The 25,966-nt window shown below is 70.1% G+C and carries 20 protein-coding genes and 1 riboswitch; of the genes, 10 read left to right on the top strand and 10 right to left on the bottom strand.

Annotation, left to right across the window (positions count from 1 at the left end; all coding sequences use genetic code 11):
• Positions 1-218: 218 nt before the first annotated feature.
• The 5 genes from ACZ7IB_RS05845 to ACZ7IB_RS05825 form a co-directional block, all read right to left on the bottom strand.
• Positions 219-1,994: an ABC transporter substrate-binding protein gene (locus ACZ7IB_RS05845; RefSeq protein ID WP_470909471.1), complete on the bottom strand. Its 1,776-nt coding sequence runs from the start codon at positions 1,992-1,994 to the stop codon at positions 219-221.
• 95 nt (positions 1,995-2,089) lie between these two features.
• Positions 2,090-3,094: an ABC transporter permease gene (locus ACZ7IB_RS05840; RefSeq protein WP_470909469.1), complete on the bottom strand. Its 1,005-nt coding sequence runs from the start codon at positions 3,092-3,094 to the stop codon at positions 2,090-2,092.
• Between the two features lie 450 nt (positions 3,095-3,544).
• Positions 3,545-4,327, bottom strand: a complete 783-nt coding sequence (locus ACZ7IB_RS05835) for an enhanced serine sensitivity protein SseB C-terminal domain-containing protein (protein WP_470909467.1) — start codon at positions 4,325-4,327, stop codon at positions 3,545-3,547.
• 180 nt (positions 4,328-4,507) lie between these two features.
• Positions 4,508-5,278 (bottom strand): enhanced serine sensitivity protein SseB, encoded by a 771-nt coding sequence (locus tag ACZ7IB_RS05830; RefSeq protein WP_470909465.1) that lies wholly within the window; start codon positions 5,276-5,278, stop codon positions 4,508-4,510.
• An 82-nt stretch (positions 5,279-5,360) separates the two neighbouring features.
• Positions 5,361-6,038 (bottom strand): AAA family ATPase, encoded by a 678-nt coding sequence (locus tag ACZ7IB_RS05825; protein WP_470909463.1) that lies wholly within the window; start codon positions 6,036-6,038, stop codon positions 5,361-5,363.
• 159 nt (positions 6,039-6,197) lie between these two features.
• A riboswitch (glycine riboswitch) is annotated at positions 6,198-6,295 on the top strand.
• Positions 6,296-6,435: 140 nt separating this feature from the next.
• Here ACZ7IB_RS05825 and gcvT point away from each other — a divergent pair.
• The 4 genes from gcvT (at position 6,436) to ACZ7IB_RS05805 (ending at position 10,878) form a co-directional block, all read left to right on the top strand.
• A complete protein-coding gene (gcvT, locus tag ACZ7IB_RS05820) occupies positions 6,436-7,563 on the top strand; it encodes a glycine cleavage system aminomethyltransferase GcvT (RefSeq protein WP_470909461.1) in 1,128 nt (375 codons plus the stop codon).
• Between the two features lie 91 nt (positions 7,564-7,654).
• The gene (gene gcvH / locus ACZ7IB_RS05815) at positions 7,655-8,032 is read left to right on the top strand and encodes a glycine cleavage system protein GcvH (RefSeq protein WP_327272806.1); all 378 of its coding nucleotides are present in this window, start codon (positions 7,655-7,657) and stop codon (positions 8,030-8,032) included.
• 19 nt (positions 8,033-8,051) lie between these two features.
• Complete coding sequence (glyA, locus tag ACZ7IB_RS05810; protein WP_470909459.1) at positions 8,052-9,311, top strand: serine hydroxymethyltransferase; 1,260 nt, start codon at positions 8,052-8,054, stop codon at positions 9,309-9,311.
• A gap of 184 nt (positions 9,312-9,495) precedes the next feature.
• Complete coding sequence (locus ACZ7IB_RS05805; RefSeq protein ID WP_470909457.1) at positions 9,496-10,878, top strand: L-serine ammonia-lyase; 1,383 nt, start codon at positions 9,496-9,498, stop codon at positions 10,876-10,878.
• A gap of 78 nt (positions 10,879-10,956) precedes the next feature.
• Here ACZ7IB_RS05805 and ACZ7IB_RS05800 read toward each other — a convergent pair whose 3' ends face one another.
• The 3 genes from ACZ7IB_RS05800 to ACZ7IB_RS05790 form a co-directional block, all read right to left on the bottom strand.
• The gene (locus tag ACZ7IB_RS05800; protein ID WP_470909455.1) at positions 10,957-12,222 is read right to left on the bottom strand and encodes a M20 family metallo-hydrolase; all 1,266 of its coding nucleotides are present in this window, start codon (positions 12,220-12,222) and stop codon (positions 10,957-10,959) included.
• A 128-nt stretch (positions 12,223-12,350) separates the two neighbouring features.
• Positions 12,351-13,145 (bottom strand): IclR family transcriptional regulator, encoded by a 795-nt coding sequence (locus tag ACZ7IB_RS05795; protein ID WP_470909539.1) that lies wholly within the window; start codon positions 13,143-13,145, stop codon positions 12,351-12,353.
• 2 nt (positions 13,146-13,147) lie between these two features.
• Positions 13,148-14,527, bottom strand: coding sequence for a dihydroorotase (locus ACZ7IB_RS05790; protein ID WP_470909453.1), 1,380 nt, complete (start codon positions 14,525-14,527; stop codon positions 13,148-13,150).
• A 159-nt stretch (positions 14,528-14,686) separates the two neighbouring features.
• Between ACZ7IB_RS05790 and ACZ7IB_RS05785 the strand changes: the two genes are divergently transcribed.
• Positions 14,687-16,165 carry a UbiD family decarboxylase domain-containing protein gene (locus ACZ7IB_RS05785; protein ID WP_470909451.1) on the top strand — a complete coding sequence of 493 codons (1,479 nt, stop codon included), beginning with the start codon at positions 14,687-14,689 and terminating at the stop codon, positions 16,163-16,165.
• Between the two features lie 228 nt (positions 16,166-16,393).
• Here ACZ7IB_RS05785 and ACZ7IB_RS05780 read toward each other — a convergent pair whose 3' ends face one another.
• Positions 16,394-17,419 (bottom strand): Lrp/AsnC family transcriptional regulator, encoded by a 1,026-nt coding sequence (locus ACZ7IB_RS05780; protein WP_470909449.1) that lies wholly within the window; start codon positions 17,417-17,419, stop codon positions 16,394-16,396.
• Positions 17,420-17,625: 206 nt separating this feature from the next.
• Here ACZ7IB_RS05780 and ACZ7IB_RS05775 point away from each other — a divergent pair, with 206 nt between their 5' ends.
• The 4 genes from ACZ7IB_RS05775 to ACZ7IB_RS05760 all read left to right on the top strand — a co-directional run bounded on the left by ACZ7IB_RS05775 (position 17,626) and on the right by ACZ7IB_RS05760 (position 22,718).
• A complete protein-coding gene (locus ACZ7IB_RS05775) occupies positions 17,626-18,957 on the top strand; it encodes an MFS transporter (protein WP_470909447.1) in 1,332 nt (443 codons plus the stop codon).
• Entirely contained in the window at positions 18,954-20,177 is a 1,224-nt protein-coding gene (locus ACZ7IB_RS05770; RefSeq protein WP_470909445.1) for an amidohydrolase, read from the top strand. The genes ACZ7IB_RS05775 and ACZ7IB_RS05770 overlap by 4 nt, the downstream gene beginning before the upstream one ends.
• A gap of 254 nt (positions 20,178-20,431) precedes the next feature.
• Positions 20,432-20,665 (top strand): hypothetical protein, encoded by a 234-nt coding sequence (locus tag ACZ7IB_RS05765; RefSeq protein WP_470909443.1) that lies wholly within the window; start codon positions 20,432-20,434, stop codon positions 20,663-20,665.
• Positions 20,666-21,710: 1,045 nt separating this feature from the next.
• Positions 21,711-22,718: a terpene synthase family protein gene (locus ACZ7IB_RS05760; protein WP_470909441.1), complete on the top strand. Its 1,008-nt coding sequence runs from the start codon at positions 21,711-21,713 to the stop codon at positions 22,716-22,718.
• Between the two features lie 124 nt (positions 22,719-22,842).
• Here ACZ7IB_RS05760 and ACZ7IB_RS05755 read toward each other — a convergent pair whose 3' ends face one another.
• Positions 22,843-24,150 carry a PucR family transcriptional regulator gene (locus tag ACZ7IB_RS05755; RefSeq protein WP_470909439.1) on the bottom strand — a complete coding sequence of 436 codons (1,308 nt, stop codon included), beginning with the start codon at positions 24,148-24,150 and terminating at the stop codon, positions 22,843-22,845.
• A 178-nt stretch (positions 24,151-24,328) separates the two neighbouring features.
• On the opposite strand from ACZ7IB_RS05755, the gene ACZ7IB_RS05750 reads away from it, so the two are divergent.
• Positions 24,329-25,834, top strand: coding sequence for a long-chain-fatty-acid--CoA ligase (locus ACZ7IB_RS05750; RefSeq protein WP_470909438.1), 1,506 nt, complete (start codon positions 24,329-24,331; stop codon positions 25,832-25,834).
• The last annotated feature ends 132 nt before the right edge of the window (positions 25,835-25,966 follow it).

Below are 25,966 nucleotides of genomic sequence, written 5' to 3'. Positions count from 1 at the left end.
GGAACAACGAGAAGCAACCGCCTCCGCCCCACCGCCCCCACCCCACCGCCACCACCCCCCCCCCCCCCCCCCCCCCCCCCCCCCCCCCCCCCCCCCCCCCCCCCCCCCCCCCCCCCCCCCCCCCCCCCCACGGCCATCACCTGCCCTTCGGACTGGCGGGTTTCGGCGGCGGTGGGGCAGTCAACCGGGTTGACTGCAAATGCTGTTGACTACAGCGACTACTTGACGACGCCGAGCGAGACGTAGTCGTAACGGCCGTTGTAGGCGTCGGACATGTAGGCGTTCGTCAGTCGGTCGCCGCGCCAGGTGATGTTCTTCTCGTAGATGAAGGGCATCCAGTCGGCCTGGTCCAGGATCCGCTTGTCGAGGTTCTTGTAGATCTCGCCGGCCTTGACCGGGTCGGTCTCCGCGATCGCGTCGTCGAAGAGCTTGTCGATCTGCGGGTCCTTGAGCTGCGACTCGTTGTAGTTACCGGTCTCCGACAGGAACCGGCTGTCCCACAGCGGCTGCCCGAAGCCCTGGCCGGACGGGAAGTCCGGGCCCCAGCCGCTCATCGTCATGCCGTAGCCGCGCTTCTTCACGACGGACGGCGAGCCGGTGATGCTGGACGACTCGGCGCCGTCGATCGGGTCGACCTCGACCTTGATGCCGACCTTGCCGAGCTGCTCCTGGAGCGCCTCGGCGGTGTCGACCTCGCCCGGGTTGTTGTTACGGGCGCTGAGCTTGGTGGTGAAGCCGCTCGGCTGGCCGCATGCCTTCAGCTCCTCCTTGGCCTTGGCGGCGTCCGGCTTGCCCTTGCGGGCGAGGACACCGTACGGGTCGTAGTCGCTGTGGCCCTTGATGGAGGCCGGCAGGGTGCTGTTGGCGATCGCGCCACCGGCGATCTCGCCACCGCGGGTCTGCTGCAGGGCCGCGAAGTCCGTGGCGTAGAAGACGGCCTTGCGGCAGTGGACGTCGTCCAGCGGCTTCGCCGTGTGGACGAGCGCGACGTAGCGGACGAAGGACGTCTGCATGTTGTCGACGCTGTCCTTGTGGTCCTGGACGGCGGTCACACGGCCGGACTGGGTCATGCCGGTGCCGTTGAGGTCGACGTCGTAGTCGCCCTCCATCAGCTTCTTGTCGTTCTCCTCCAGGTTGGCGGAGATCGTCACCGTGACCTTGTCCGGCAGCGCGGCACGGACCGGGTCCGAGGACTTGTCCCACTTGTCGTTGCGGACGAGCACGATGCTCTTGCCCGGCTTGTACGACTCGAACTTGTACGGGCCCGAGGAGAACGGCCGCTGGGTGTACTTCGCCTTGGTGTCCTGCGACGCCTTCACGGGCGAGCCGGACGGCATGGCGAGGAACTGCTCGAAGTCACCGTTGGGCTTGGGCAGCTTGAAGATGATGGTGCTGTCGTCGGGCGTCTCGATCGCCTTCAGACCGAGCTTGTCCGCGGACGTGTCCTTGTACGGGCCCTTGTACTCGTGCTTGGGGTCCAGCGTCTGCATCAGGTACTGCGGGCCACCGGTGATGGTGTCCGTCGCCCAGATGCGCTCGATGCCGTACTTGACGTCCTTGGAGGTCAGCTTGGAGCCGTCCTCCCAGGTGATGCCGGGACGCAGCTTGTACGTGTACGTCTTGCCGCCGTCCGAGATCACACCGGGGCCGGTGGCGAGGTCGCCGACCAGCTTGGTGGAGGCGGCGCCGGGCTTGGTGTCGTACGTGACCAGCTGGCGGGTGTAGAAGCGCATGAAGTCCCAGGCCATGCCGTAGTAGGCACGCTGGGGGTCGGCGGAGTCGAGGTCCTGCTTGCCGACCATCTTCAGCGTTCCACCCTTTTTGGTGGACGCGTTGGCGACCTTGTTGAACGCCGCGTTGAAGCCGGCGCCCTTCGCCTTGCCGCCGCCGCTGTCGCCGTCGTCGCCGCCGCCGCACGCCGTGGTGGTCATCAGCGCCGCGACCACGAGGGCCGCACCAGCGGTGAGCCGTCGTTTCGAGGTAACTGTGGACATTTTCTCGTAACCTCCGAGATCGCGGTCCCAGGCCGTTGCTTGCCGGAGAACCATGGGAAGAGCCACCTGACAGTGCGGCAGGGGCAAGTCGTGGGCTATCGGGTCCCCTTGGGATCCAGGGCGTCGCGCAGCCCGTCCCCGAAGAGGTTGAAGGCCAGTACGGTGATGAAGATCGTCACGCCGGGGAAGACCATGAACATCGGGTCGTGCTCGTACGTCTCGAGGGCGTCCCGCAGCATTCCGCCCCAGGAGGCCGTGGGCGGCCGCACACCGGCGCCGAGGAAGCTGAGGGCCGCTTCGGTCAGGATGTTGGTGGGGATCATGAGCGTCGCGTAGACGGTGATCGGCGCCACCAGGTTCGGCAGCAGCTCGCGGAAGAGGATGTGCGCCCGCCCGCCGCCGAGACTGCGCGCCGCTTCCACGTATTCGCGTTCACGCAGCGAAAGTGTCTGGCCGCGAACGATGCGTCCCACGTACGGCCAGCCGAAGAAGCCGATGACGGCGACGAGTACGGCGATGCGCACCCCGCTGCCGGTGAGGCCGAGCAGGTCGTCGGGGAGGACCGAGACGAGGGAGATGATGAAGAGGAGCTGCGGGAAGGACAGCAGCACGTCCATCACCCGGCTGATCACCGCGTCCACCCAGCCGCCGAAGTAGCCGGCGATGATCCCGAAGAGCGTGCCGAGCGCCACGGCGACCAGGGCCGCCAGGAACGCCACGAGCAGCGAGATCCTGGCGCCGTAGACGATCCGGCTGAAGATGTCGCGCCCCTTGTTGGGCTCGATGCCGAAGAGGAAGTCGCCGCTCACGCCGCCGAGGGATCCCGTGGGGAGATTGGTCAGCGGATCGAGCTTGTCCTGGTGGAAATCGTTCGGCGGGTGTCCCAGCAGGCCCACGATCAGGGGCGCGAAGACGGCCACCACGATCAGGACGAGGACAACGATGCCACCCGTCAAAGCGACCTTGTCCTGCTTGAGGCGGTGCCAGGCAATCTGCTTGAGGGAGCGCCCCTCGACCTTCTTCACCCCGGAGTCGGCTGCGGGACCGCCGGTCGCGATCGGGCCCGCTTCCGTGGTCGGCTCGTGCAGTGGTGCCGTCATCGTGGCAAGGACCCCTCTCAACCGGCGGTGGCCGGGCCGAACTGGCCGCTGTGGCGGCTCGATCAGTCAGTCGTACACAGAGGCGGCAGACGCCCTTGCTGCGGGAGTCTTCATTGCCGTCGCGCGAGGTAGCCATACCGTCAGGCGAATGGATGCGTAACCGTGATGCGGTCAGGGGTGTTCCGTTATCCGGACGCATGTGAACGCCCCTCGAACACAGGTCAGTTGAGGTGGAAGGGGGCACGCGCGTAGATTCGCGTCGCTTTCATCATCAGACACCCCAGCACGGAAATCTCGGACATGGGGGAATTCCGGCCCGCTGGGCAGGAGTCCGGGCGACATACCGGTTCACCCAGGCATGGACGGGAGCGGGCGGCCACATTCCGGAAGTCGGGTGCGTACAACGACATTTCGGGTGCCGGGGGAGATGCAACTCCGCCGCCGGCAGGATCAGTACGCGCCCTGCGGCGGCGGATAGCCGTAGCCCGTCACCGGGGCCGCCGGTGCGTGGGCCTCACGGTCGTAGAACGGACGGGAGTTGGCACGCAGCCACATCGCGACCGGGTCGTACTCGTCGGACATCGCGACGGTGGAGACGGGCAGCCCTTCCGGGACCGCGCCGATCGACTGCTGCATCATCGCGCGCACCGCGTCGACCGAGGTCTGGCTCGTGTCGTAGAGGTCGAGGCCGATGGCGAGATACGGGACGCCGAGCGCGGGCTGCACCCAGGCGCGGCGCAGCGAGCGGATCGCGGGGGTGTGATGGGCGTTCTGCGAGAGCAGGGCGTAGAACTGCGGGATCTCGATGGCCGGCTCGGTGAGCCGGAGCGGGCCCGCGGGCATCCGGTCGAGGCCGGTGGCGATCCGGCGCAGATCCAGCCAGGGGATGCCTACGCCGCCACCCGGGGCGTGCGGGTTGAGCCAGATGCCCCAGCGGTCGGGGAAGAGGGCGCGGGCGATGTCACGGCCGCCGACCAGTTCATGGGCCCGGTTCCAGCCGCTGGCCGAGAGCTCCTGGGCGGAGGTCACACAGGGCGCGTAGCCGAGGCCGTCGAGCTCCATGTTCCCGTACTGGGCGTCGGGCGAGCCCGCCCGGCCGTGCCAGAGGAGCATCCAGATCCGGCCGTTCGCGAGGGCCTGCAGCAGTGCCTCGTACGCGTCGTAGCGCCCGGGCGTCACTTGGCGCAGCATGTGCTCGACCTGCCCGGCCGCCGCGGTGCCTGACGCACTCACCTGGTCCCGCCCCTCTTCGATCCACTGTGTCGGCCCGCCGCTCCCGGGGCACACGGGTGCGGCATGGTGCCGTGGCACCAGCCATCAAACCAGCTTATGCGCCGGTCCTGACACCGACTTGACGCCTTGGGTCGACGCGGTGATCCGCTCCGAAGGCGTCCGCGGGCGCCGCGCCGGCCGCTAGTGGCCCGCGCGCCGGTAGAACGGCCGGACCTTCTCCCGCATCCACTCGCCGACCGGGTCCTGCGCCACATCGAGCAGGACCAGATTGACCGGCCAGGGCACCTCGACCCGGCCGAGCGCACGGCCGAGGGCGTCCGCCGGGGCGTTACGCCCGGCGCCCTCCCAGGTGGAGAACTCGACGCCGATGAAGAGGACGGGCTCACCGCCCTCGATGCTGGCCAGCGCCCGGCGGGCGGTGAGCACGACACCGCTCTCCTCGAATTCGCCGGCCGCCGCGGAGAGGAAGTCGACGGGCTCCTCCTGCCAGGCCGGCTCGTACAGCCGGACCCTGCCTCCGCTGGCCGGCCCGTCCAGCGGGGTGCGTCCGGCGCGACAGAGCTCGGCCACGGCGGGCGGCGGCAGCGGCATCCCGACGACGCCGCCCGGGTTCACGGCGATGCCGAGCTGCGGGGGCAGGCCGCGGGCGAACTCGCGGGCGGGCGCGACGGTGAAGGACATATGGGTACCGACGCAGCTGAGGAACTGCTGTTCGGAGCTGAACACGGGAACGTACGGAGCGCCCTCGATCTCCAGCGTGGGCAGGTCCAGGTCGGGGGAGTCGGGTCCGCCGCCGCCCGGCAGGGGCACCCAGACGCGGCTGCGCCCGAGCACCTCGACGAGCCGTCCGCCCGCCTCCGGGCTGCCCACCGAGGCCATCAGAACTTCTTCGAGCTCATTGGCCGGCCATCCGCTCTGCGGATGGGACTGGACCTGTGCCGGAATGTCCACTGCTTCCCCTTCTTGCCCGAGCCTTCCGGCAGAAGATTAACGTCCGGCCGCCTGGGCCCTCCGACCCCTCGCCCCCCAAGCCCTATGCGTCCGCGAACACGATCCGGCCCAGCTTCCCCGCCGCTTCCCGGTCCAGCAGCACCGCTGAAACGCACCCGGGCGGCAGCAGGCCGGTCTCGGTGTTCCGCAGCAACCTCCCCACCGCCCTGCGGTGCCGGGCGAACGCATATCCGGAGACCCCGCGTCCGCGCTCCCGCTGGCCCTCCCTCGCCGTCTGCGGTGTGACGTCGAGCAGGACGAGGTGGAGGACGCGGCCCCGGCGCCGCGCGTCACGGGCCAGCCAGCCGCGTACCCACGCCTGGGTTCCGCAGTCGTGGACGACGACGGACTCACCGGAGCGCAACGCCCGCCACAGTCCCCAGTAGTGGGCGACGCGAACAAGGGGGCGGTAGAGGGCGTACGGGATTAAACGGGGCATCAGCCCCGCCCAGCGGTCCCGGGTGTCCTGGGAGTCGATGGCACGGGCCGTTGTGACCGCCCGCCGGATGAGCGTCGATTTGCCGCTGCCGGGCAGCCCGGAGACCACCACCACGTCGCCCGCCGCGAAGTGCAGGCTGCGCGGGCTGCGCCCGGCCCGCTCCCGCAGATCCCTCACGACGGGCGCGTGCGTGCCGAGCGTCTCCGTGGCCGGAGCCCCTGGCTGTGCGGGCATCGCGCCATGCGCGACCCCCGCGGTCGTCGCGTACCGCTGCAACGTCATCGCCCTCCCCCTGTCGGGTCACCCCACGTATGCTCATGAAGTGTAAAGAAAAGGTAATGCGGCACAACCGTCCACGCCGCTGATTTCCCATGCGGGACCGGGGCCCCACTCCAGTGCGATGCATGCGATGATGGCCCGGCCAACTGCATAAAGGCCGCTTGAATCCGCGCGGGAGAGTTCCGGTCACTGCATGTGCCGGGCGCCGAAGGAGCAAGTTCCTCCCTTGAATCTCTCAGGCCCCGTACCGCGTGGATGAGGCAGATCTGAAAAGCGGGCCGCTCTGCGGCTCCACCCAAGGTGCAAGCCGAACCCTTCAGGGGCTCTCGGCGAACCTCTCAGGTTCCGATGACAGATGGGGAGGGATTGTCCTCGTCGTCATGCCCTGGGAGCCATATCCATGAGCACCGCCCCCCGTCTCACCGCCCTCGATGCCCTGCACCGTTCGCTGGGCGCGACCATGACCGACTTCGCGGGCTGGGACATGCCCCTGCGGTACGCCAGCGAGCGCGACGAGCACAACGCGGTGCGCACCAGGGCCGGCCTCTTCGACCTGTCGCACATGGGCGAGATCACCGTCACCGGCCCCGCGGCCGCGGCCTTCCTGAACTTCGCGCTGGTCGGCAACATCGGCACCGTAGCCGTGGGCCGCGCCCGCTACACGATGATCTGCGCCGAGGACGGCGGGATCCTGGACGACCTCATCGTCTACCGCCTGGGCGACACCGAATACATGGTCGTCGCCAACGCCGGGAACGCCCAGATCGTGCTGGACGCGCTGACCGCGCGGGCCGACGGCTTCGACGCCGAGGTGCGCGACGACCGCGACGCGTACGCGCTGCTCGCCGTCCAGGGCCCCGAGTCCCCCGCCATCCTGGCCTCCGTCACCGATGCCGACCTGGACGGTCTGAAGTACTACGCCGGTCTGCCCGGCACGGTCGCCGGTGTCCCCGCCCTGATCGCCCGTACCGGCTACACCGGCGAGGACGGCTTCGAGCTGTTCGTCGCCCCCGAGCACGCCGAACGCCTGTGGAAGGCCCTCACCGAGGCGGGCGCCTCCCGCGGCCTGATCCCGTGCGGGCTCTCCTGCCGCGACACGCTGCGCCTGGAGGCCGGCATGCCGCTCTACGGACACGAGCTGACCACCGAGCTGACCCCCTTCGACGCCGGCCTAGGCCGGGTCGTGAAGTTCGAGAAGGAGGGCGACTTCGTAGGCCGCAAGGCCCTCCAGGCCGCCGCCGAGCGTGCCGAGACCGCTCCGCCCCGCAAGCTGGTCGGGCTGATCGCCGAGGGCCGCCGGGTGCCGCGCGCCGGCTACCCCGTCGTCGCCGTGGGCGGGACCGGGCGCCAGGTCGTCGGCGAGGTCACCTCGGGCGCCCCGTCGCCCACCCTGGGCAAGCCGATCGCCATCGCGTACGTGGACGCCGCGCACGCCACGCCCGGTACCGCGGGCGTCGGAGTGGACATCCGGGGCAGCCACGAGCCGTACGAGGTCGTGGCGCTGCCGTTCTACAAGCGCCAGAAGTGACGTCCGCGCACCTCAGAAGTGACGCAGTCGCGTCTCACACCGTAAGACCACCGTTCATCAGCACTCCCCCGCGTACAGGAGAATTCAGGTCATGAGCAACCCCCAGCAGCTGCGTTACAGCAAGGAGCACGAGTGGCTGTCGGCCGTCGAGGACGGTGTGGCCACGATCGGTATCACCGAGTTCGCCGCCAACGCGCTCGGCGATGTCGTCTACGCCCAGCTCCCCGAGGTCGGTGACACGGTGACCGCGGGCGAGACCTGCGGTGAGCTGGAGTCGACCAAGTCGGTGAGCGACCTGTACTCGCCGGTGACCGGTGAGGTCACCGCCGCGAACCAGGACGTCGTGGACGACCCGTCGCTGGTGAACTCCGCTCCCTTCGAGGGCGGCTGGCTGTTCAAGGTACGTATGGCGGAGGAGCCGAAGGACCTGCTCTCCGCCGACGAGTACACCGAGTTCTCCGGCAACTGAGACCCAAAGGGACCACCTGATGTCGCTTCTCAACTCCTCCCTCCACGAGCTGGACCCGGACGTCGCCGCCGCTGTCGACGCCGAGCTCCACCGTCAGCAGTCCACCCTCGAAATGATCGCCTCGGAGAACTTCGCTCCGGTCGCGGTCATGGAGGCCCAGGGCTCCGTCCTCACCAACAAGTACGCCGAGGGCTACCCCGGCCGCCGCTACTACGGCGGCTGTGAGCACGTCGACGTCGTCGAGCAGATCGCCATCGACCGCATCAAGGCGCTGTTCGGCGCCGAGGCCGCGAACGTCCAGCCGCACTCCGGTGCGCAGGCCAACGCCGCCGCGATGTTCGCGCTGCTGAAGCCGGGCGACACGATCATGGGCCTGAGCCTGGCCCACGGCGGCCACCTGACCCACGGCATGAAGATCAACTTCTCCGGCAAGCTCTACAACGTGGTCCCCTACCACGTCGACGAGACCGGCGTCGTGGACATGGCCGAGGTCGAGCGTCTGGCCAAGGAGTCCAAGCCGAAGCTGATCGTCGCCGGCTGGTCCGCGTACCCCCGTCAGCTGGACTTCGCCGCCTTCCGCCGCATCGCGGACGAGGTCGGCGCTTACCTGATGGTCGACATGGCGCACTTCGCCGGCCTGGTGGCCGCGGGTCTGCACCCCAACCCGGTGCCGCACGCCCATGTCGTCACGACCACCACGCACAAGACCCTCGGCGGTCCGCGCGGTGGCGTCATCCTGTCGACGCAGGAGCTCGCCAAGAAGATCAACTCCGCGGTCTTCCCGGGCCAGCAGGGTGGTCCGCTGGAGCACGTGATCGCGGCCAAGGCGGTCTCGTTCAAGGTCGCGGCGACCGAGGAGTTCAAGGAGCGCCAGCAGCGCACCCTGGACGGCGCCCGCATCCTCGCCGAACGCCTGGTCCAGCCGGACGTCACCGAGGTCGGTGTCTCCGTGCTGTCCGGCGGTACGGACGTCCACCTGGTCCTCGTCGACCTGCGCAACTCCGAGCTGGACGGCCAGCAGGCCGAGGACCGGCTGCACGAGCTGGGCATCACGGTCAACCGGAACGCCATCCCGAACGACCCGCGGCCGCCGATGGTCACCTCGGGTCTGCGGATCGGTACGCCGGCCCTGGCCACCCGTGGTTTCCAGACCGAGGACTTCACCGAGGTCGCGGAGATCATCGCGTCGGCGCTCAAGCCGTCCTACGACGCGGACAACCTGAAGGCCCGCGTTGTCGCGCTGGCCGAGAAGTTCCCGCTGTATCCCGGCCTGAAGTAGTCCGGGTCACAGGTTGTCCTGAAGTAATCCGGGACACAGTTCGTCACCTTTGGGGCGGGGCACCGCGCACACTGGACAGTGGGCGCGGTGCCCCATCCCTTGTCCCCGCTGCTCTTCGGGCCGACCGGCCCGTACCGCATCACCCGGCAGACAACGGCGTCTACCAACCCTTAGGAGTCACCCCGTGGCCATCTCGGTCTTCGACCTGTTCTCGATCGGCATCGGCCCGTCCAGCTCCCATACGGTCGGCCCGATGCGCGCCGCCCATATGTTCGCGCGCCGGCTGAAGAACGAGGGCCTCATCGCCCACACCGCCTCGATACGCGCCGAGCTGTACGGCTCGCTCGGGGCGACGGGTCACGGCCACGGCACCCCCAAGGCCGTCCTGCTCGGTCTGGAGGGCGAGTCGCCCCGTACCGTCGACGTGGAGTCCGCCGACGACCGGGTGGCCGCGATCCGCACCTCCGGGCGGCTCAACCTCCTCGGCATGCACGAGATCGACTTCGACGCCGACGAGCAGCTGATCCTGCACCGCCGCAAGGCACTGCCGTACCACGCCAACGGCATGACGATCTTCGCGTACGACCGCGAGGGCGCCCCGCTCCTGGAGAAGACGTACTACTCCGTCGGCGGCGGCTTCGTCGTGGACGAGGACGCGGTCGGCGAGGACCGGATCGTTCTCGACGACACCGTGCTCAAGCACCCCTTCCGCACCGGCGACGAACTGCTGCGGCTCGCGAAGGACACCGGACTGTCGATCTCCTCGCTGATGCTGGAGAACGAGCGCGCCTGGCGCACCGAGGACGAGATCCGCTCCGGTCTGCTGGACATCTGGCGCGTCATGCAGGCGTGCATCTCGCGCGGCATGTCCCGCGAGGGCATCCTGCCCGGCGGCCTGAAGGTCCGCCGCCGCGCCGCGAACACCGCACGCCAGCTGCGCGCCGAGGGCGACCCGCAGGCCCACGCGATGGAGTGGATCACCCTCTACGCGATGGCGGTCAACGAGGAGAACGCCGCGGGTGGCCGCGTCGTCACCGCCCCGACCAACGGCGCAGCCGGCATCATCCCGGCCGTGCTGCACTACTACATGAACTTCGCCGCGGGCGGCGCTACCGAGGCCGAGAAGGAGGACAGCGTCGTCCGCTTCCTCCTCGCCGCCGGAGCCATCGGCATGCTCTTCAAGGAGAACGCCTCCATCTCCGGCGCCGAGGTCGGCTGCCAGGGCGAGGTCGGCTCCGCCTGCTCCATGGCCGCGGGCGCCCTCGCAGAGGTCCTCGGCGGCACCCCCGAGCAGGTCGAGAACGCCGCCGAGATCGGCATGGAACACAACCTCGGCCTGACCTGCGACCCGGTCGGCGGTCTCGTCCAGATCCCGTGCATCGAGCGCAACGGCATGGCCGCGGTCAAAGCCGTCACGGCGGCGAAGATGGCGCTGCGCGGCGACGGCAGCCACAAGGTCTCCCTCGACAAGGTCATCAAGACCATGAAGGAGACGGGCGCGGACATGAGCGTGAAGTACAAGGAGACGGCGCGGGGCGGGCTCGCGGTGAACATCATCGAGTGCTGACCCCGGCGAAGTGGCCGCTACCGGGCAGTGGCGACGCCGCCGCGCCGCCTCGAAGTCCCGGGCTGGGCGGCGCCACGGCTACGGGGTGAGCGACATGCGATCCAGCGACATCAGGGTGCTCGCGAGTACGTGCACCCCCTGCTCGATGTCGGTGATCGCGGTGAACTCCTCGGGGCAGTGGCTGCGCCCGTTCGCCGAGGGGACGAAGATCATGCCCATCGGCGCCAGCCGGGCCAGGTGCGCGGCATCGTGCCCCGCACCGGAGGGCACCGCCCGCCAGGAGAGGCCGAGTGCGTCCGCGGACCGGCCGATCACGTCCTGCACCGGCTCCGCGGTGGGTACCGGGTCCTGATCGGTGAGGTGGTCGACATCCACCTGCACGCCGCGGCGCCGGGCCTCCGCCACCACCTCATCGACGATCTGCTTGCGCGCACCGCGAAGCCAGGAGCCATCCACGCTGCGCAGTTCCGCCCACAGCCGGGCCTGATCGGTGATCACCCCCATCGAGCCGGGGCTCGACTCGATACAGCCCGGGGTTGCCACGCCGTGCACCGGCGCCCCGCAACCGACCCGCTCGACAGTGAGCACGGCCGCAGCCGCGGAGACCAGCGCATCGTGCCGTTCGTCCATCGCGGTGGTACCCGCATGTCCGGACTGGCCGGCGAAGCGCAGCAGCAGCCGGTCGATCCCGGCTATCGCGGTCACCACGCCGACGCTCGTGCCGGATCGTTCCAGCAGCGGCCCCTGCTCGATGTGCAACTCGACGTAGGCGTGCACATCAGCCGGGCGCCAGGCCTGCCGCAGCATCCGCTGTGGATCCAGTCCGAAACCGGTGACAGCGTCCCCCAGCCGGGTTCCGGCTCCATCGACGCGGTCGAGGTGCCCGGCCCGCAGCACCCCGGTGACAGCCCGGGAACCGATGCAGGAGATACCGAAGTCATTGGCTTCCTCGCCGAGGAAGTCCACGACCGTCAGGTCATGCTCCAGCCGGGTGCCGGTCTCCCGGAGCCGTTGCGCGACCTCGATCCCCGCGAGCACGCCCACGATCCCGTCGAAGCGCCCGCCCTGACTCACCGTGTCGGTATGCGACCCGGTGACCAGGGCGGGCCCCCCGCCACGGCGTCCGGGCAGTTTGCCGACGATGTTCCCGGCCGCGTCGATCACCGGGTCGAGCCCGGCGTCGGCCATCTGCCGCCGTACCCAGTCGCGGGAGGCGCGGTACGGCTCGGAGAACACCTCCCGGCTCCACCCGGGCACCGTCGAGTCGTGGAACTCGGCGAGGGCGGCGAACCGTTCGGACAGTCGCTCGACATTCGGTGTGATGAGCTCCGGGTCGCTGATCATGCGCCCTGCTTCCGGCCGTCGCCGAGCGCACCACAGCGGGCGGCTGCGGCAGTATTTTCACGCATCGAGTCTCCTTGCCATCAACGTGCGTTCCGGGGCATCTGTGGTCGCCCCGACCTGAGGGGGATTCAGATTTCGCCGAGCGAGCCCTCTGCGTCCGGCGACAGCCAGGCGCGGGACACCGCGTACGGAAGGCCGGCGCCGATCTCGTCGACTGCGGTGCGCAGCAGCGCCAGCGGCCCGGTCACGTCGGCGAGTTCGGCATGCCGGCCCACCAGGGACACCGTGCACAGGCACGAACCGGCGACGATCACCGGTACCCCGAGCGCGCTCATGCCAGGGGTCAGCCAGCCGTGCGTCACGTGGTAACCGCGTCGGCGGATACCGGCGAGCTCCTCCCGCAGGGCGGCGGCGTCCGGGGTGGCGGCGGTGAACCGCTGCAGCCTGCCTTGCAGGACCTGCCGGCGCACCGCCTCCGGGGCGGTCGCCAGCAGCGGGGTCGCGCTGGCCCCCGAGTACAGCGCGAGGACCTCGCCGGGATGCAGCGCCACGCCACCGGATCCGCCGCGCCGGGTGTCGAGGCACAACGCCGCGGTGTGCACGCGCACGGTGAGCGCGACGTCGAGCCCGCTGCGGCGGAGCAGCCGTGTGAGCACCGGACGGGCGATGTCCACCAGGTGCTCGCTCCGGTCGACCAAGCGGTCCGTGAGCCGATCCGTCGGCAGCAGTGTGCCGTTGACCTCTGCGAGGAAACCCGCGCTTTTCAGCAGCCGAATGTAGCGATACGCCGATGACGTCGGGATTGCGAGTGCTTCGACCACTTCGGCCACCTGCGCCTGCCCCCGGTCCTGGATGAACTCGAGAATCCGCATTCCGCGGGCCAGGGACGAGAGCTCACCGGCCGGCGGCCGCTCGATCGTCATGGTCACCTCCGACGCACCTGCAGCCCGCGGCCCGGGGAGCCGGTGAGTCCCTTGTCGGCATCCCAGACGACCGTGCCGCGGCTGAGCGTCAGTGCGACCCGAGCGCCGGGGACATATGTGTCGTAGGGGCTCCACCCAGCATTGGAGTGTTGGGCCGAGCCGTCGATCCGCCAGTCCTCGGTCGGGCTGAGGACGAGAATATCGGCGTCGTATCCGGGCGCGAGCCGGCCCTTGCGATGTCCGATGCCGTATCGCTCGGCCGGGTTGCTGGTGAGAGCGGCCACGACCCGGGAGAACTCCGGGCCGGCCCCGTAGCGGCGCAGGCACGCACCGAGTGTGGTGGCCACCAGCGTCTCGGTGCCGGGGACTCCGGAATGGTTGTCCAGGATTCGCTGATGGTCCTTGAACTCCAGCGGCCAGGGAGCGTGATCGGAGGAGATGACCGCGGCCGGACCGGTACTGACCGCCCGCCACATCGCGTCCCGGCTCGCCTCGTCCCGCAGCGGTGGGTTGATCTTCAACCGGCCACGCTGCTCGAGCATGTCGTCCTCGGTGAAGACCAGGTAGTGCGGGCAGGTTTCGAAGGTGATGTCGACCTCCTGCTCCCGGTACCAGCGCACCAGGTCGGCCGAGCGGCCCAGCGACAGATGGCACAGGTGCAGCGCGTTGCCCTGGTGCGCGGCGATCTCCATGGCGGTGAGCACGCCGAGCGTCTCCGACACCGGCGGCCGGGTCCTGCCGTGCACGCGGGGGTCCGAGGCGGCGCGATGGCGTTCGTCGGCCAGCAGCGCCTGGATGATCTCGTTGTTCTCGGCGTGCACGCACAGCACGGAGTCGGCCTCGCCGACCGCCTTCATCACGCTCAGCAGCTCGGCGTCGGAGATGCGCGGGAACCGGAAAGGGTCGGTGTCGAACAGCGACACCTTGAATCCGACCACTCCCGCGCCGACCAGTTCCTCGGCGCGACGCCATCCCCCTCCCGGGGCGAGGGTGCCGAGCAGTGCGACGTCGACGACCGCCTCCTCCGCGACCTTCGCCAGCTTGGCGTCGAGGCGCTCGGTGGTGTGGATCGGGCCGGTCGCGTCGAAGGGCATTTCGACGATCGTGGTCACTCCGCCGGCGGCCGCCGCCGACGTGGAGGCCCGCAGTCCCTCCCCGGAATGCGAGTAGGAGTGCACATGGGCGTCCACCGCGCCCGGCAGGACGAAGGAGTCGCCGGCATCGATCCGCCGTGTGCCCGGGACCGGCGGTCGGCCGGGACCGACGCCGGTGATCAGGCCGTCGGTGACGGCGACCCACCCGCGTCGGAAGGCGCCCTCGCCGAGTGGCACCACTCCGGTGATGACGAGGTCGGCGTCCGGCCGGCCGTGAGTTGCTTCCATGGCAGGCAAAGGTGGCACCCTGCCGGCGGCGCGAAAACATGATTCCCGCAGATCGGGAATCATGTGGACCGCTCCGTCGTCGGGACCGACAATCGGCAACCGGTCGGACCGGATCGACCGGGTTGCGTACGGTGTGGACGAGTTTCGAAGGACGCGGACATGGAAGAAGATTCGACAGGCCCGGACGCCGAGGTCGGGGCCGGCGCGGGCCGTGGGGGCGATCAGTCGATGCGCGGCCTCGTCGAGGCCCTTGCGCGCCGCGGGGAGCTCGTCGACATCGACCGGCCGGTGGACCCGCGGTTCGAACTCGGCGGCGTGCTCGCGCTGTTGGACCGGGGCCCCGCGGTGCGGTTCACCGACGTCAGGGGTTCGACGCTGCCCGTCGTCGGCAATGTGCTGACCGATCGCGAACGGATCGCGGCAGCGTTGGGGGTGCCGAAGTCCGGCATTCTGGACGCACTGTCCGCGGCCATCGCTTCCCGGCAGCCGACCGAGGAGGTCACGGTCGCCCCGTGCCAGGAGCTCCGCTTCCCCGCGGCAGACGTCTGGCACGAGGTCGTCACGCCCACATTCTTCGAGAAGGACTCCGGCGGGTACATCACCGCGGGAATGATCGTCGCCTACGACCCGGTCACCGGTCACCGCAACGCCTCCTACGCCCGGATCAAGCCGCTGGAAGAGACGACAGGGTTCGTCGGGATCGCCCCCAACCACCACCTCAGTGCCCTCGCGCGCTCGGCGGCGACCGCGGGACGCGGCCTGCCCGTCGCGGTCACGCTGGGCAGCCACCCCGCCATCCAGCTGGCGGCGTGCTTCTATCTCGGCCTCGGGGACGACGAATTGGAGCACGCGGGTCACCTGCTGGGCGAGCCCGTCCGGGTCGTCAGGGCCACGACGAGCGACGTGCTCGTGCCCGCCGACGCGGAGGTGGTCATCGAGGGTGTGCTGCGGGTAGACCGGCCGGTCCACGAGGGCCTGGTGAGCGAATACCACGGCATGTACGAGGACTACGGCGACGGGTGCACCCTCGAGGTCACCGCAGTGACCAGGCGGGCCGACGCCTCGGTCCAGGTGATCCTCCCGGGCCTCGCCGCCGAGCACTCCTTCCTCGGTGCGCTGCCGATCGCCGCCGGCTTGCGGCATGCGCTGCTCGGATTCGGCTGTCGGGCCACCGATCTCGCGGTGACTCTCTCCGGGGGCGGGCGCGTGGACGTCGTCGTCGCTCTGCCTCCGGAACAGCGGAAGCAGGCCAAACGCGCGATCCTCGGCTGCTTCGCCGCCGTGAGCATGATCAAGCAGGTCACCGTCGTCGACTCGGACGTCGACGTCTGGGACGCCGAACACGTCCAATGGGCCCGCACCAGCCGGATGCGCTGGGAGCGGGACCTCGTCCTGGTGCCGGCCGTCCCGTGCGACCGCAACGTGCCCATGCAGCAGGATGGCACCGTGACGAAGGTCGGCATGGACGCGACTGCGAAGCCGGGCGACCGCGCGGCGGGAAACGAGCTCGCCGTCCCACCGCGCGAAACAATGGACCGGGTACACGAGTGGTTGACGAGTGACGGCCTCGACGGCAAGGTGCGGCCGACCCCGGTGCTCTGGGGTGCTCTCCACGGCGCGCACGAAGGTGGCCGATGAACCGGCGACGCGTCGCCGCCTTCGGCGGGAGGGGAACGACGTGATCGGCGAGGGACACGGGTTCGAGCCACCGAGCCGGGTCGTGGCCGCGCTCACCTGAGTCGGCCCGGCCGGTCACGTGGCTGCCTCCAAGGGCGGTGCGATTGCGCTGACGCAGGAGTCGCGGTACCGGCGTGTCCCATCGCCCCGGACGGACCGGCGCGTCCCGCAGCACCGCCCGTCGCCCGGTCAATTCGGCCCGGCAAAGATCGACGCCAGCGGGATCAACGCGGTACTCCGCCCCTCCGCATCGAGGATGTGACCTCCCCGCTTGTACGTCCGGAGGCTGACGAATCGGTCCGCGATGACGATGGACGGGAGCTCGCGGACCAGCGCGGCCTCGAAGGGCGCGATCTCGGCGGTACTGCGGAACCACATCGTCAGCAGCATGTTCGACGGTCCGGTGATCGCTTCCAGGACCCGGCACTTCGGAATCCTGCCGAGCACCTCGCCGACCCGGTTCACCTCGTCCGGCGGCACCGAGATCATGAACGTGGTCGGGACGATCGGCCCGACAAGGGCGTTCGCGCCTTCACAGCGCAGGGCGATCCGGCCGGAATCGATCATCTTCCCTACGCGGCGCCGGGCAGTGGGTCCAGTCGTTCCGCACCGGTCGGCGAGGTCCGTCCAGGACTGCCGCCCGTCGCGCGACAGCGCCTCGAGCAGAAGGCGATCGAGATCGTCGAGCGAGGGACCCGACCTGCGAGGCGCCCCGACCTGCGGCCGTGTCAGCAGGGCGGACTGCTGCAGGTCCAGCGCCTGCACCCGCCACCGCGACCCCTCCCGATAGGTCGCCAGCGCGACCAGCGTCGTCACGGAGACGATCCCGCCGATGGTCTCGATCCGCTCACTCAGCAGTCGGGCCAGGTCGTCGAGGCCCGGCGCGAAGGCGTCGAGCAGGAAGTCCGCCCCGCCCGACGTCGCGGACACCGAGACCACGGCGGGCTCGGCGATCAGCGCTGCGGCGACATCGCGCTTGGCGTGCGGCCGGCAGCTGACAACCAGGAACGCCGCACACCCGTGGCGGACGAATGCCGGGCCCGGGCCGATCGCAATCCACGCCAGACCGCGCTCGGACAGCGCACTCCACTTTCTGGCCAACGTCTTCGGCGAGTGGCACAGCGCCCCGGCCAGCTCGGCCCAGTCGGCACGAGGGTTCAGCTGGAGCGCGTCGATGAGCGAGATGTCGAGTTCCGACCCGGGGCGAGTGTTCATATCGGGCAGTCTGGCGTCCCGCTGTGTCAAATATGGGCCAGTTGACGAGTTGGGTGATGCGCGTCACCCACAGTGTGGAGCGGGCCGCCCACGTACCCAGGTTCCAAACGACATCGAAGTCGAGGTCAATGATGCGGACAAAGCCACCACAGCGGGAGCAAGCGGTCGCGCAGCGGCACTCTCCCGTCAAGGTGCTCCTGGGCTCGATGGCCCTCGTCGAGCTGCTGAGCGGCGTGACCCAGGGCTACCTCACGCCGCTCCTGCCCTCGCTCGGCAGCGCCCTGCACATCACCGACGCGGGACAGACCCGGATCTACCTGTTGTCCCAGCTCGCCTTCGCCGTGTGGACACCCCTGCTCGCCAAACTCGGCGACACATACGGCCACCGCCTCTTCCTACGGGTGTCCATCGCGCTCGTCACCGTCGGATCTCTGCTGATGGCGGCCTGGCCGAGCCAGCTCACGATCTCCGTCGGCGTCGTGCTCCAGGCCGCCGTCGTCGGCTTCATGCCTCTGCTCATCGGCGTCCTGAGGCACCGGGCGCCGGAACACCGCCGCTCAGGGGTCGGCCTCCTCGTCGGCTCGCTGACCGCCTCGGTGGGCGTCGGCGGCGTCATCTCGGGCACGCTCAGCGAGCACTCCGCGGCCCTGGGTCTGTGGGTCGCGGTGCCGTTCGCGGTCCTGGCCGTCATCGCGGGCCTGCTGCTCCCGGACGGGGCTCCGCCCACCGGCGAGCGCCTGCCGCTCGGAGCGTTCGCGCTGCTGGCACTCGGCCTCATCGGCGTGGTGGCCGCGCTCTCGCTCGGCGGCAGCTGGGGCTGGACCTCGGCCCGCACGGTCGGCTCGATGGCCGGGGGGCTGCTCGCCCTGGCCGCCTGGATCGCTGTCGAGGCGCGGGCGACGACCCCGCTCGTCAACCTGCGGATGCTGGTCGATCCCCCCGTTGCCATCGTCTCGGGGGTCACGTTCTGCCTGGCGTTCTCCACCATCGGTTTCTTCGGCGCGAACGCCGTCTTCCTGGGCTCCTCGCCCGACAAGGCCGGGTTCGGGCTGGCCTACGGGCCGCAGGCGATCGCACTGGTCGCGCTCGCGCTCAACGTCTTCGCCCTCGGCAGTTCCCTCTCCACCGCGGCGCTGCTGCGCAAGTTCGGCGAGCGCCACACGCTCGCGCTCTCCGGCGTCGTCATCGCCGCGTCGTTCCTGAGCCTGTTGGTGTGGCACCACACGGCGCCGCAGTATCTCGCCGCGATCGCGCTGCTCGGCCTCGGCTTCGGCGGCTACCAGGCATCGACCCGCGCACTGTGCGTCGAGTGCGTCCCGGAGAGGGACACCGCCATGGCGGCGGGCATCAATGAGCTCGCGCTGTCGTTCGGCGCGGCCATCGGAGCGTCCGTCGTGGGCGCGATCATGTCGGCCCACCAGACCTCGGCGGGCGTGACCCTGCACGCGTACACCTGGCTGTGGTCCGTATGCGCCGGTGTCGCGGTCGCCGGCGCGGGCTTGGGCCTGTGCTACCGCAAGCGAGAGGAGTCCCGGTGAACACCGAACACGCCGGTGTGCCGACCGACATCGCGGCCGCGATCGCGGATGCAGTCGACCGCTGGTCCGACGGGCTCGTAGAGCTCAGCCACAGCCTGCACCGAGAACCGGAACCGGCGTTCGCGGAGCATCGGTCCTGCGCCAAGATCGCCGACCTCGTCGCGGCCGCCGGGTTCACCGTCGAGCGGGGCGTCGGCGGTCTGGACACGGCGTTCACCGCCACGCGCGGGACCGGCGACCTGACGATCGGCTTCTGCGCCGAGTACGACGCCCTGCCCGGGATCGGACACTCGTGCGGGCACAACGTCAACGGCGCCGCCGCGACCGGCGGCGCGCTGGCCCTGGCCGCGGTCGCCGACGAGCTGGGCATCCGCGTCAAGCTCATCGGCACGCCTGCGGAGGAAGCCGGAGGCGGCAAGGCGATTCTCCTGCGGGCCGGGGTTTTCGACGATGTCGCCGCCGCGATGATGGTTCACGCCGGCGGGCAGGACGAGGTCGACGGTTCCTCACTGGCCATGGCCCAGTGGACCGCGGACTACACCGGCCGGCCCTCCCACGCCGCGACCGCGCCGTGGGAGGGCGCGAACGCGCTCGACGCGATCTCGGTGGCCTACCACGCAGTCGGGCTGTTGCGGCAGCAGCTTGAGCCGGGGCTGGTCGTCTCCTTCATCGTCACCGAGGGCGGACAGGCGCCCAACGTCATTCCCGCGCATACGCAGGGGGCGGTGGAGATCCGGGCCGGCTCGGTGACCCGGCTTCGCCGGGCGCAGGCCCGGGTCCGGGCCTGTCTGGAGGCCGGCGCGCTCGCCACCGGGACGAAGCTGCAAATCGCTCCGTGCGGGGAGGAGTTCGCCGACCTGCGGCAGGACGAGTTCATGACCGGCGCGTATGTCCGGGCGCTCAGGGCCCTGGGGCGGACCCCGGTGTCACGCGCGGGTGAGCACATCGCGTCGACCGACATGGGCAACGTTTCGCAGGTGCTGCCGGCGATCCACCCGACCATCGGCTACGAGGTCGGCGACGCCGCCCACCACACAGCCGAGTTCGCGGAGCACGGAGCGTCGCCCTCCGCCGACTCGGCGGTGCTCGACGGGGCTGCGGCAATGGCGCTGGTCGGAGCGGAGCTTGCACGCGATCCCGAGCAGCGGGCCCGGCTGCTCGGCGGGGTGAGGGAGCGGCTGAGCAGCGCCGGGTCCGGAACCTGCCCGGGACAGACGTGAAAGTCCCTGAAAGGCCCCTGGGGATCCCGCGCGGACGGGCGACCCACCTGGGGTTCGTGGCACCCTCGCCGCGGCTTGCTCTTCGACAGGGTCGCGGCGACCGAACCCGGGCGGATCGACGCGGCGTTCGAGTTGTCGTCGAGATGCTCGGGCCGCTACAAGCGCCACCGCGACGCCAAGCGCACCTGCTAGCGTCAGGAGCAGGGCGAGCCGTTTCGCCCCCCTCTTCTCTCCGCCGATCCGGGACGTGAGCGATGTCTGAGAACCCGAGCGTCTGGGAAGTGCGACTGGGCATTTACGCCACTCGGCAGCAGGCCGAAGAGATCGAGGAACACATCGCCAGGCTGCTGTGCCCGGACCCCGATCACGCCCCGCCGTGCCCGATTCCGTGGTCGGCATCCCTCCTCCACGGGTCGGGGCTGGAGGAGGACGACCCGTATCCGGAGCTGGTCGAGCAGGCCGAGGCGGAGAAGCGCCTCCGCCCGTAACCATCCCCGGACCATCCGGCGGCGATCGAACGGTCGCCGCTTTTTGCGATCGTGCACACGGAGTGAGGATCGACTGAAGATCCTCGGGAACCCGGTCGTGCCGAGAAGACCCCTTGCCCTCCACGGCTGGGTCGAGCGCTCCTTCTCTGCACCTCATTGCCTGCACCGGACCGCCGACGGCTCTGCCACAGCCTCTCCACAGCTCTGAGGCGCTCGATTGCTTCAGCACCGTGGAGTTGACCCCGGTCAGGAAGTGCGGCCCAGGGGCCCGCAGGCGCGTGCGGGCCCTGGTGGGGAACGGCGCCGGACCGGCCTGAAATCGACGAATTTCGCAGGCGTCTGCGCCGTCGGCACAGCGATCGCCCCAAGAGATCACCAACTGCTCAGAGATGTTCACTCGTTCCATGACGATCAGGCAGTTGGGTTCACAACTGTTGGGCCGGCACCTTGTTTTGGCGAACATGGGCACGATTGAGTGAACGGTGTGACGATCTGTGGGTATGCCCGGCGGGGTCTGCGTAACGTGTTCGTTGCGACTTGGGACGCCGGGTGTGGCGTCAGCAGTCGGGGCCCCCGTTCCACCGGAGTGATGGTTCGGGCCTCCCCGTCACCTCTGGCCACACCCGCATGGCCAGATCGTAGGGATTCCGCCCGTCTGGGACGGACCGCATACGGGATATGCGTCGCCGCCCAGGATGCGAAAGCGGAGGACCGGCGCGCCCAAGACCGTTCGGGGCGTGCCAGCGGGGCGGGCTCGCCCCTGCTCACTGCCCAGGAACGGTTGACTGTGGGTCACGCATGGTGATGCCACCGTCCTGAGCCAAGAGCGCTTGCCACCGCGGGCCCGCGAGCCCGGCCCCGATGCCCCGACCCCCGGCGGAGGAGAGTGAGCAGGGATGACCGGCTCATCTCGCACGGTGACCCTCTGGCCAGGGCCGGGCGGGAGCGGGCGGCCCGCACCCCGATGCGTACTGGCGCCGACGCGTGAATTCGATCGGATCCCCGTACGTATCGTTCATCCGCATCGTCTCGACGAGGGGCACCAATGAGCCAGATTGCGCTGCCAGAGTTTCATATGCCGTTCCAGAGCGCGGGATGCAATCCCGGCATCGAGGAGACCGGGAAGGCCGCTTGGGAATGGGCCGAATCCAATGGTCTCGCACTCTCCCCGATGGCCCGGAAGAAGATGATCCGGACCAGGCCCGAACTCTGGATATCCCTCATATTTCCCACTGCTTCACAGCAGCATCTCGATCTCTTCTGCCAGTGGCTCTTCTGGGCCTTCCTCGTCGACGACGAGTTCGACGACGGCCCCGCCGGACGTGATCCCCGCATGTGCGAGGCGGCGATCGACCGGCTGGTCGCCGTACTCGACGGCGAACAGCCGCGCGGCGCCATGGAGCACGCACTCGTGGGCCTGCGGGCCCGGACGTACCACGACCGTTCGCCACGCTGGATCCGGCAGTTCCGGCGGGACACGGTCTCCTGGCTGTGGACCTACTACGCCGAAGCGGTGGAACGGGCCGCCGGGCAGGTGCCGACCAGGAACGAATTCGTGAAGCACCGCCGGGATTCGGTGGCCATGCAGCCCTTCCTCGATCTGCATGAGATCACCGCCGGGATCGATCTTCCGGAATCGGCCCGGAGCCTTCCCGCGTATATCGCCCTGCGCAACGCCGTAACCGATCACTCGGGGCTCTGCAACGACATCTGCTCCTTCGAGAAGGAGGCACTGCTCGGTTACGAGCACAATGCGGTACGGCTCATTCAGCGCGACAGCGGATTCACCCTCCAGGAAGCCGTCGACGAGGCCGGGGTGCAGCTCGCTCAGATAGCGGAACGGGTGCAGCGCGCCGAGAAGGAACTGGTCGACGAAATAGAGGCGGCCGGAATCCACGGCCGCACCCGGGCCGCACTGGAGCGGTGCGTGCAGGACTACCGCGGGCTGGTCCGGGGCGACTTCGACTACCACGCCCGCGCGGAACGCTACACCCGTCCCGATCTGGTGGAGATCGACGAACGGAAGTCGCTGTCACGGTACTTCGCCGCCTGATCGGACCGGCAGAGCATGGCACGGGGCCGGAGGCGGGAGGCAGGTCTCCGGAGGCCCAACGGCGGGTCTCCGGCCTCCGCGCCGCCTCCGGCCGTCGTCGGCAGGGTCTCCGGAGTGCTCGTCTCTAGCCCACGCAGTCTTCCGTGGGCGCCGGTTCGCCATCGGCGCCCCGCAGCGGCAACGCCCTGAGGGCCAGTGCCCACCCCAGCCGCGCCTCGCCCGACTCCGCGGAACGTCCGGTGAGTTCGGCGATCCGGCCGATCCGGTTGAGGACCGTGTTGCGGTGGCAGTAGAGGAGCTCGGCGGCACGCGCCGCCGAGCAGCCGCTGTCGAGCCAGACCCGCAGCGTGCTGAGCAGCGCGTCGCGTTCGGCCGCCGTGTCCAGGACGGCGCCCAGTTGCGTGGTGACGATGCGCTCGGCGATCTCGGGCCGGCCGACGAGGAGGGCCTCGGCCAGCCGGTCGTCGAACGCCGCGGCCTCGCCGCTGCCGGCGGGCAGCGTACGCAGGGCCTGCTCGGCCAGCCGCAGGGCCCGGCCCGCCTGGGCGAGCCGGTCGAACTCCGGTGATACGCCCGCGGTGGCACCGGTGCGGTGGCGCAGCAGGTCGAGCAGTACGCCGGACTCCCCCGCGGCCAGCCGCACGATTCCCGCGTACCGGCCCGATCTCGGCCGCCAGAAGGACCAGATGCCGTGGTCGTCGAGGACGGGCGCCGGGTTGGGCGGCGCGGCCGGGTCCTGGGCGGCGACGACGATGACGTACCGGTCGTGGACCGGCACTCCGAGCGCGACGGAGGCCGCCGCGGCGACCGCCGGGTCGTCCCCGCGCCCGTCGAGGAGGGCCTCGAAGAGGGCGACCCGGCGGGTGTCCTGGCGGCCCTGCATCTCCAGCTGGGTCAGCCGGTACGACTCGGCCATCACGAGCGAGTAGCGGTCGATGGTCTCCCACACGGCGCCCGCCATGTCGAGCTCGGTGTCCCGGTCGCCCGCGACCACGCCCACGGGGTCCTGCCCCCGCCCGGCCCCACCGGCCCGTGTCGCCCGCAGGTGCTCCGCCATCACCTGCCACATCACCCGGCCGCCGCGCCGGTAGGCCTGCAGCACGGTGTCCAGCGGTACGTTCTGCTCCGCGCGCCGCCGTCCCGTCTCGCGCGCCGCGTACTCGAAGTCGCCCCCGCTGGGGGGCAGTCCGCCGAAGTCCTCCAGTGCCCGCAGCAGATTGTCGCGGCAGATCTCCCACAGATCGTCCCGGCTGACGGGCGCGCCCGAGGCGTACGTGCCGCTGTGCGCGTGGATGTCGGCGACGACCCGCCGGGTCAGTTCGTCGATCTGCGGCACCAGGGCGACGGCCAGGGCGCGGCGCGGCTCGCCGTCGGCGCCGCCGCTGCCGTGGTCGTCGCTGCGAGGGGTCCGGGCTCCGGGATTGTCCGCCATGCCGGAAGGTTAGCGCCGCCCTCCCGATAGGCGGATGCCTTGTCACATACATCTGTGAGGGGCTGCTGCCCAGGTGGGTGATGCGCATGGTGGGCATCTGCACATTGTGTGGAGACGGGCCCACGGCTGATTCTGAGCAGCAGCAGCCGTGTAAACGCCATGTTTCCTGGAGCGTGTCATGTTTCTCAGCGTCGCCACTGTCCTTGGTGAGTCGGCCCGCAGGTATCCCGACCGCGTCGCCGTGGTCGATTCGGACACACGGCTCACCTACCGGGAGCTGTGGGCCCGGGCGCTTCGCTGCGCGGGCGCGCTGCGGGCGTCCGGGGTGCGTCCGGGGGACCGGGTGGCGGTGCTGCTGCCCAATTCGGCGGACTTCCTGTACGCGTACTACGGGGCGCTCGCCGCCGGGGCGACGGTCGTACCGGTGCATGGGCTGCTGGTGGCCGACGAGGTGGCGTACGTACTGCGGCACAGCGGTTCCGTTGCGCTGATCAGTGGTGGTCCGCTGTGGCCGGTGGCCGAGGAGGGGGCGCGTGCCGCAGGGGTGCGGGCTGTGCGCGGCGTCCCGACGGACGGTGACGCGCTGCCCGCGCCGGAGCCCGCGGCGCCGGACGACACCGCGGTGATCCTCTACACGAGCGGCACGACCGGGCGGCCGAAGGGTGCGCTTCTCACCCATCTCAACATCGTGATGAACGCGTCCGTGATCGCCCACGACCTGGTGGGGCTGGACGTCGACGACGTGGTCCTGGGCTGTCTGCCGCTGTTCCACAGCTACGGGCAGACCTGTGCGATGAACGCGACGCTACGGGCAGGGGCCACGCTCGTCCTCATGCCGCGCTTCAGCGGCGCGGGCGCACTCGAACTGCTGGCCGCCGAGGGCGTGAGCGTCTTCATGGGCGTACCGACGATGTATCACGCACTTGTCGAGGCGGCGAAGGACGCCACGGCGCGGGACGACACGACGCCCCGTCTCACTCTGCGCGCGGCCGTCTCGGGCGGCGCCGCCCTCCCCGTCGCTGTGCTCGAACGCTTCGAGGAGACCTTCGCGACGCAGGTCCTGGAGGGTTACGGGCTGACCGAGACCTCCCCCGTCGCCACCTTCAACCAGCCGGAGCTCGGCCGGCGATCCGGCACGGTCGGCCACCCGGTCTGGGGCGTGGAGATCGGTGTCGCGGACGCGGCGGTCGAGGACGCCGTGCTGCTGCTGCCGGACGGAGAGGTCGGCGAGGTCGTGGTGCGCGGCCACAACGTCTTCGCGGGGTATCTCGACGATCCGGAGGCGACGGCCGCCGCCGTGGTCGACGGCTGGTTCCGCACCGGGGATCTCGGGGTGCGGGACGAGGACGGCTTCCTGAGCATCGTCGACCGGAAGAAGGACCTGGTCATCCGGGGCGGCTTCAACATCTATCCGCGTGAGGTCGAAGAGGTGCTCGTGCGCCATCCGGCGATCTCCGAGGTCGCGGTGATCGGCGTGCCGGACGAGGCGCGCGGCGAGGAGGTCTGCGCGGTCGTCGTGCTGCGTGCGGATGCGGGTGCGGTGACGGAGGAGGACGTGATCGCCTGGTCCCGGGACCGGCTCGGGCGGCACAAGTATCCGCGGATCGTGCGGTTCACCGAGACGCTGCCGCTCGGCCCGACCGGCAAGGTCCTCAAACGGGTGCTGACGGCCGCCTCTTCCTGATCCATCCGGCCAGCGCCGACGCCCCGACCGACGACGACCGGAGCCACGTCCGCCATGACCGCCCGCGCACGCCCCCGGAGCGGGTACGTATCGAGTCACCGGTGCCGGTGGAGGTGCTGCACCCCGGCGGCT

It is taken from the genome of Streptomyces sp. NPDC037301, assembly GCF_055602785.1.
The sequence above is the reverse complement of the archived record's forward strand: the minus strand, read 5'-3'. Positions and strand labels throughout refer to the sequence as shown.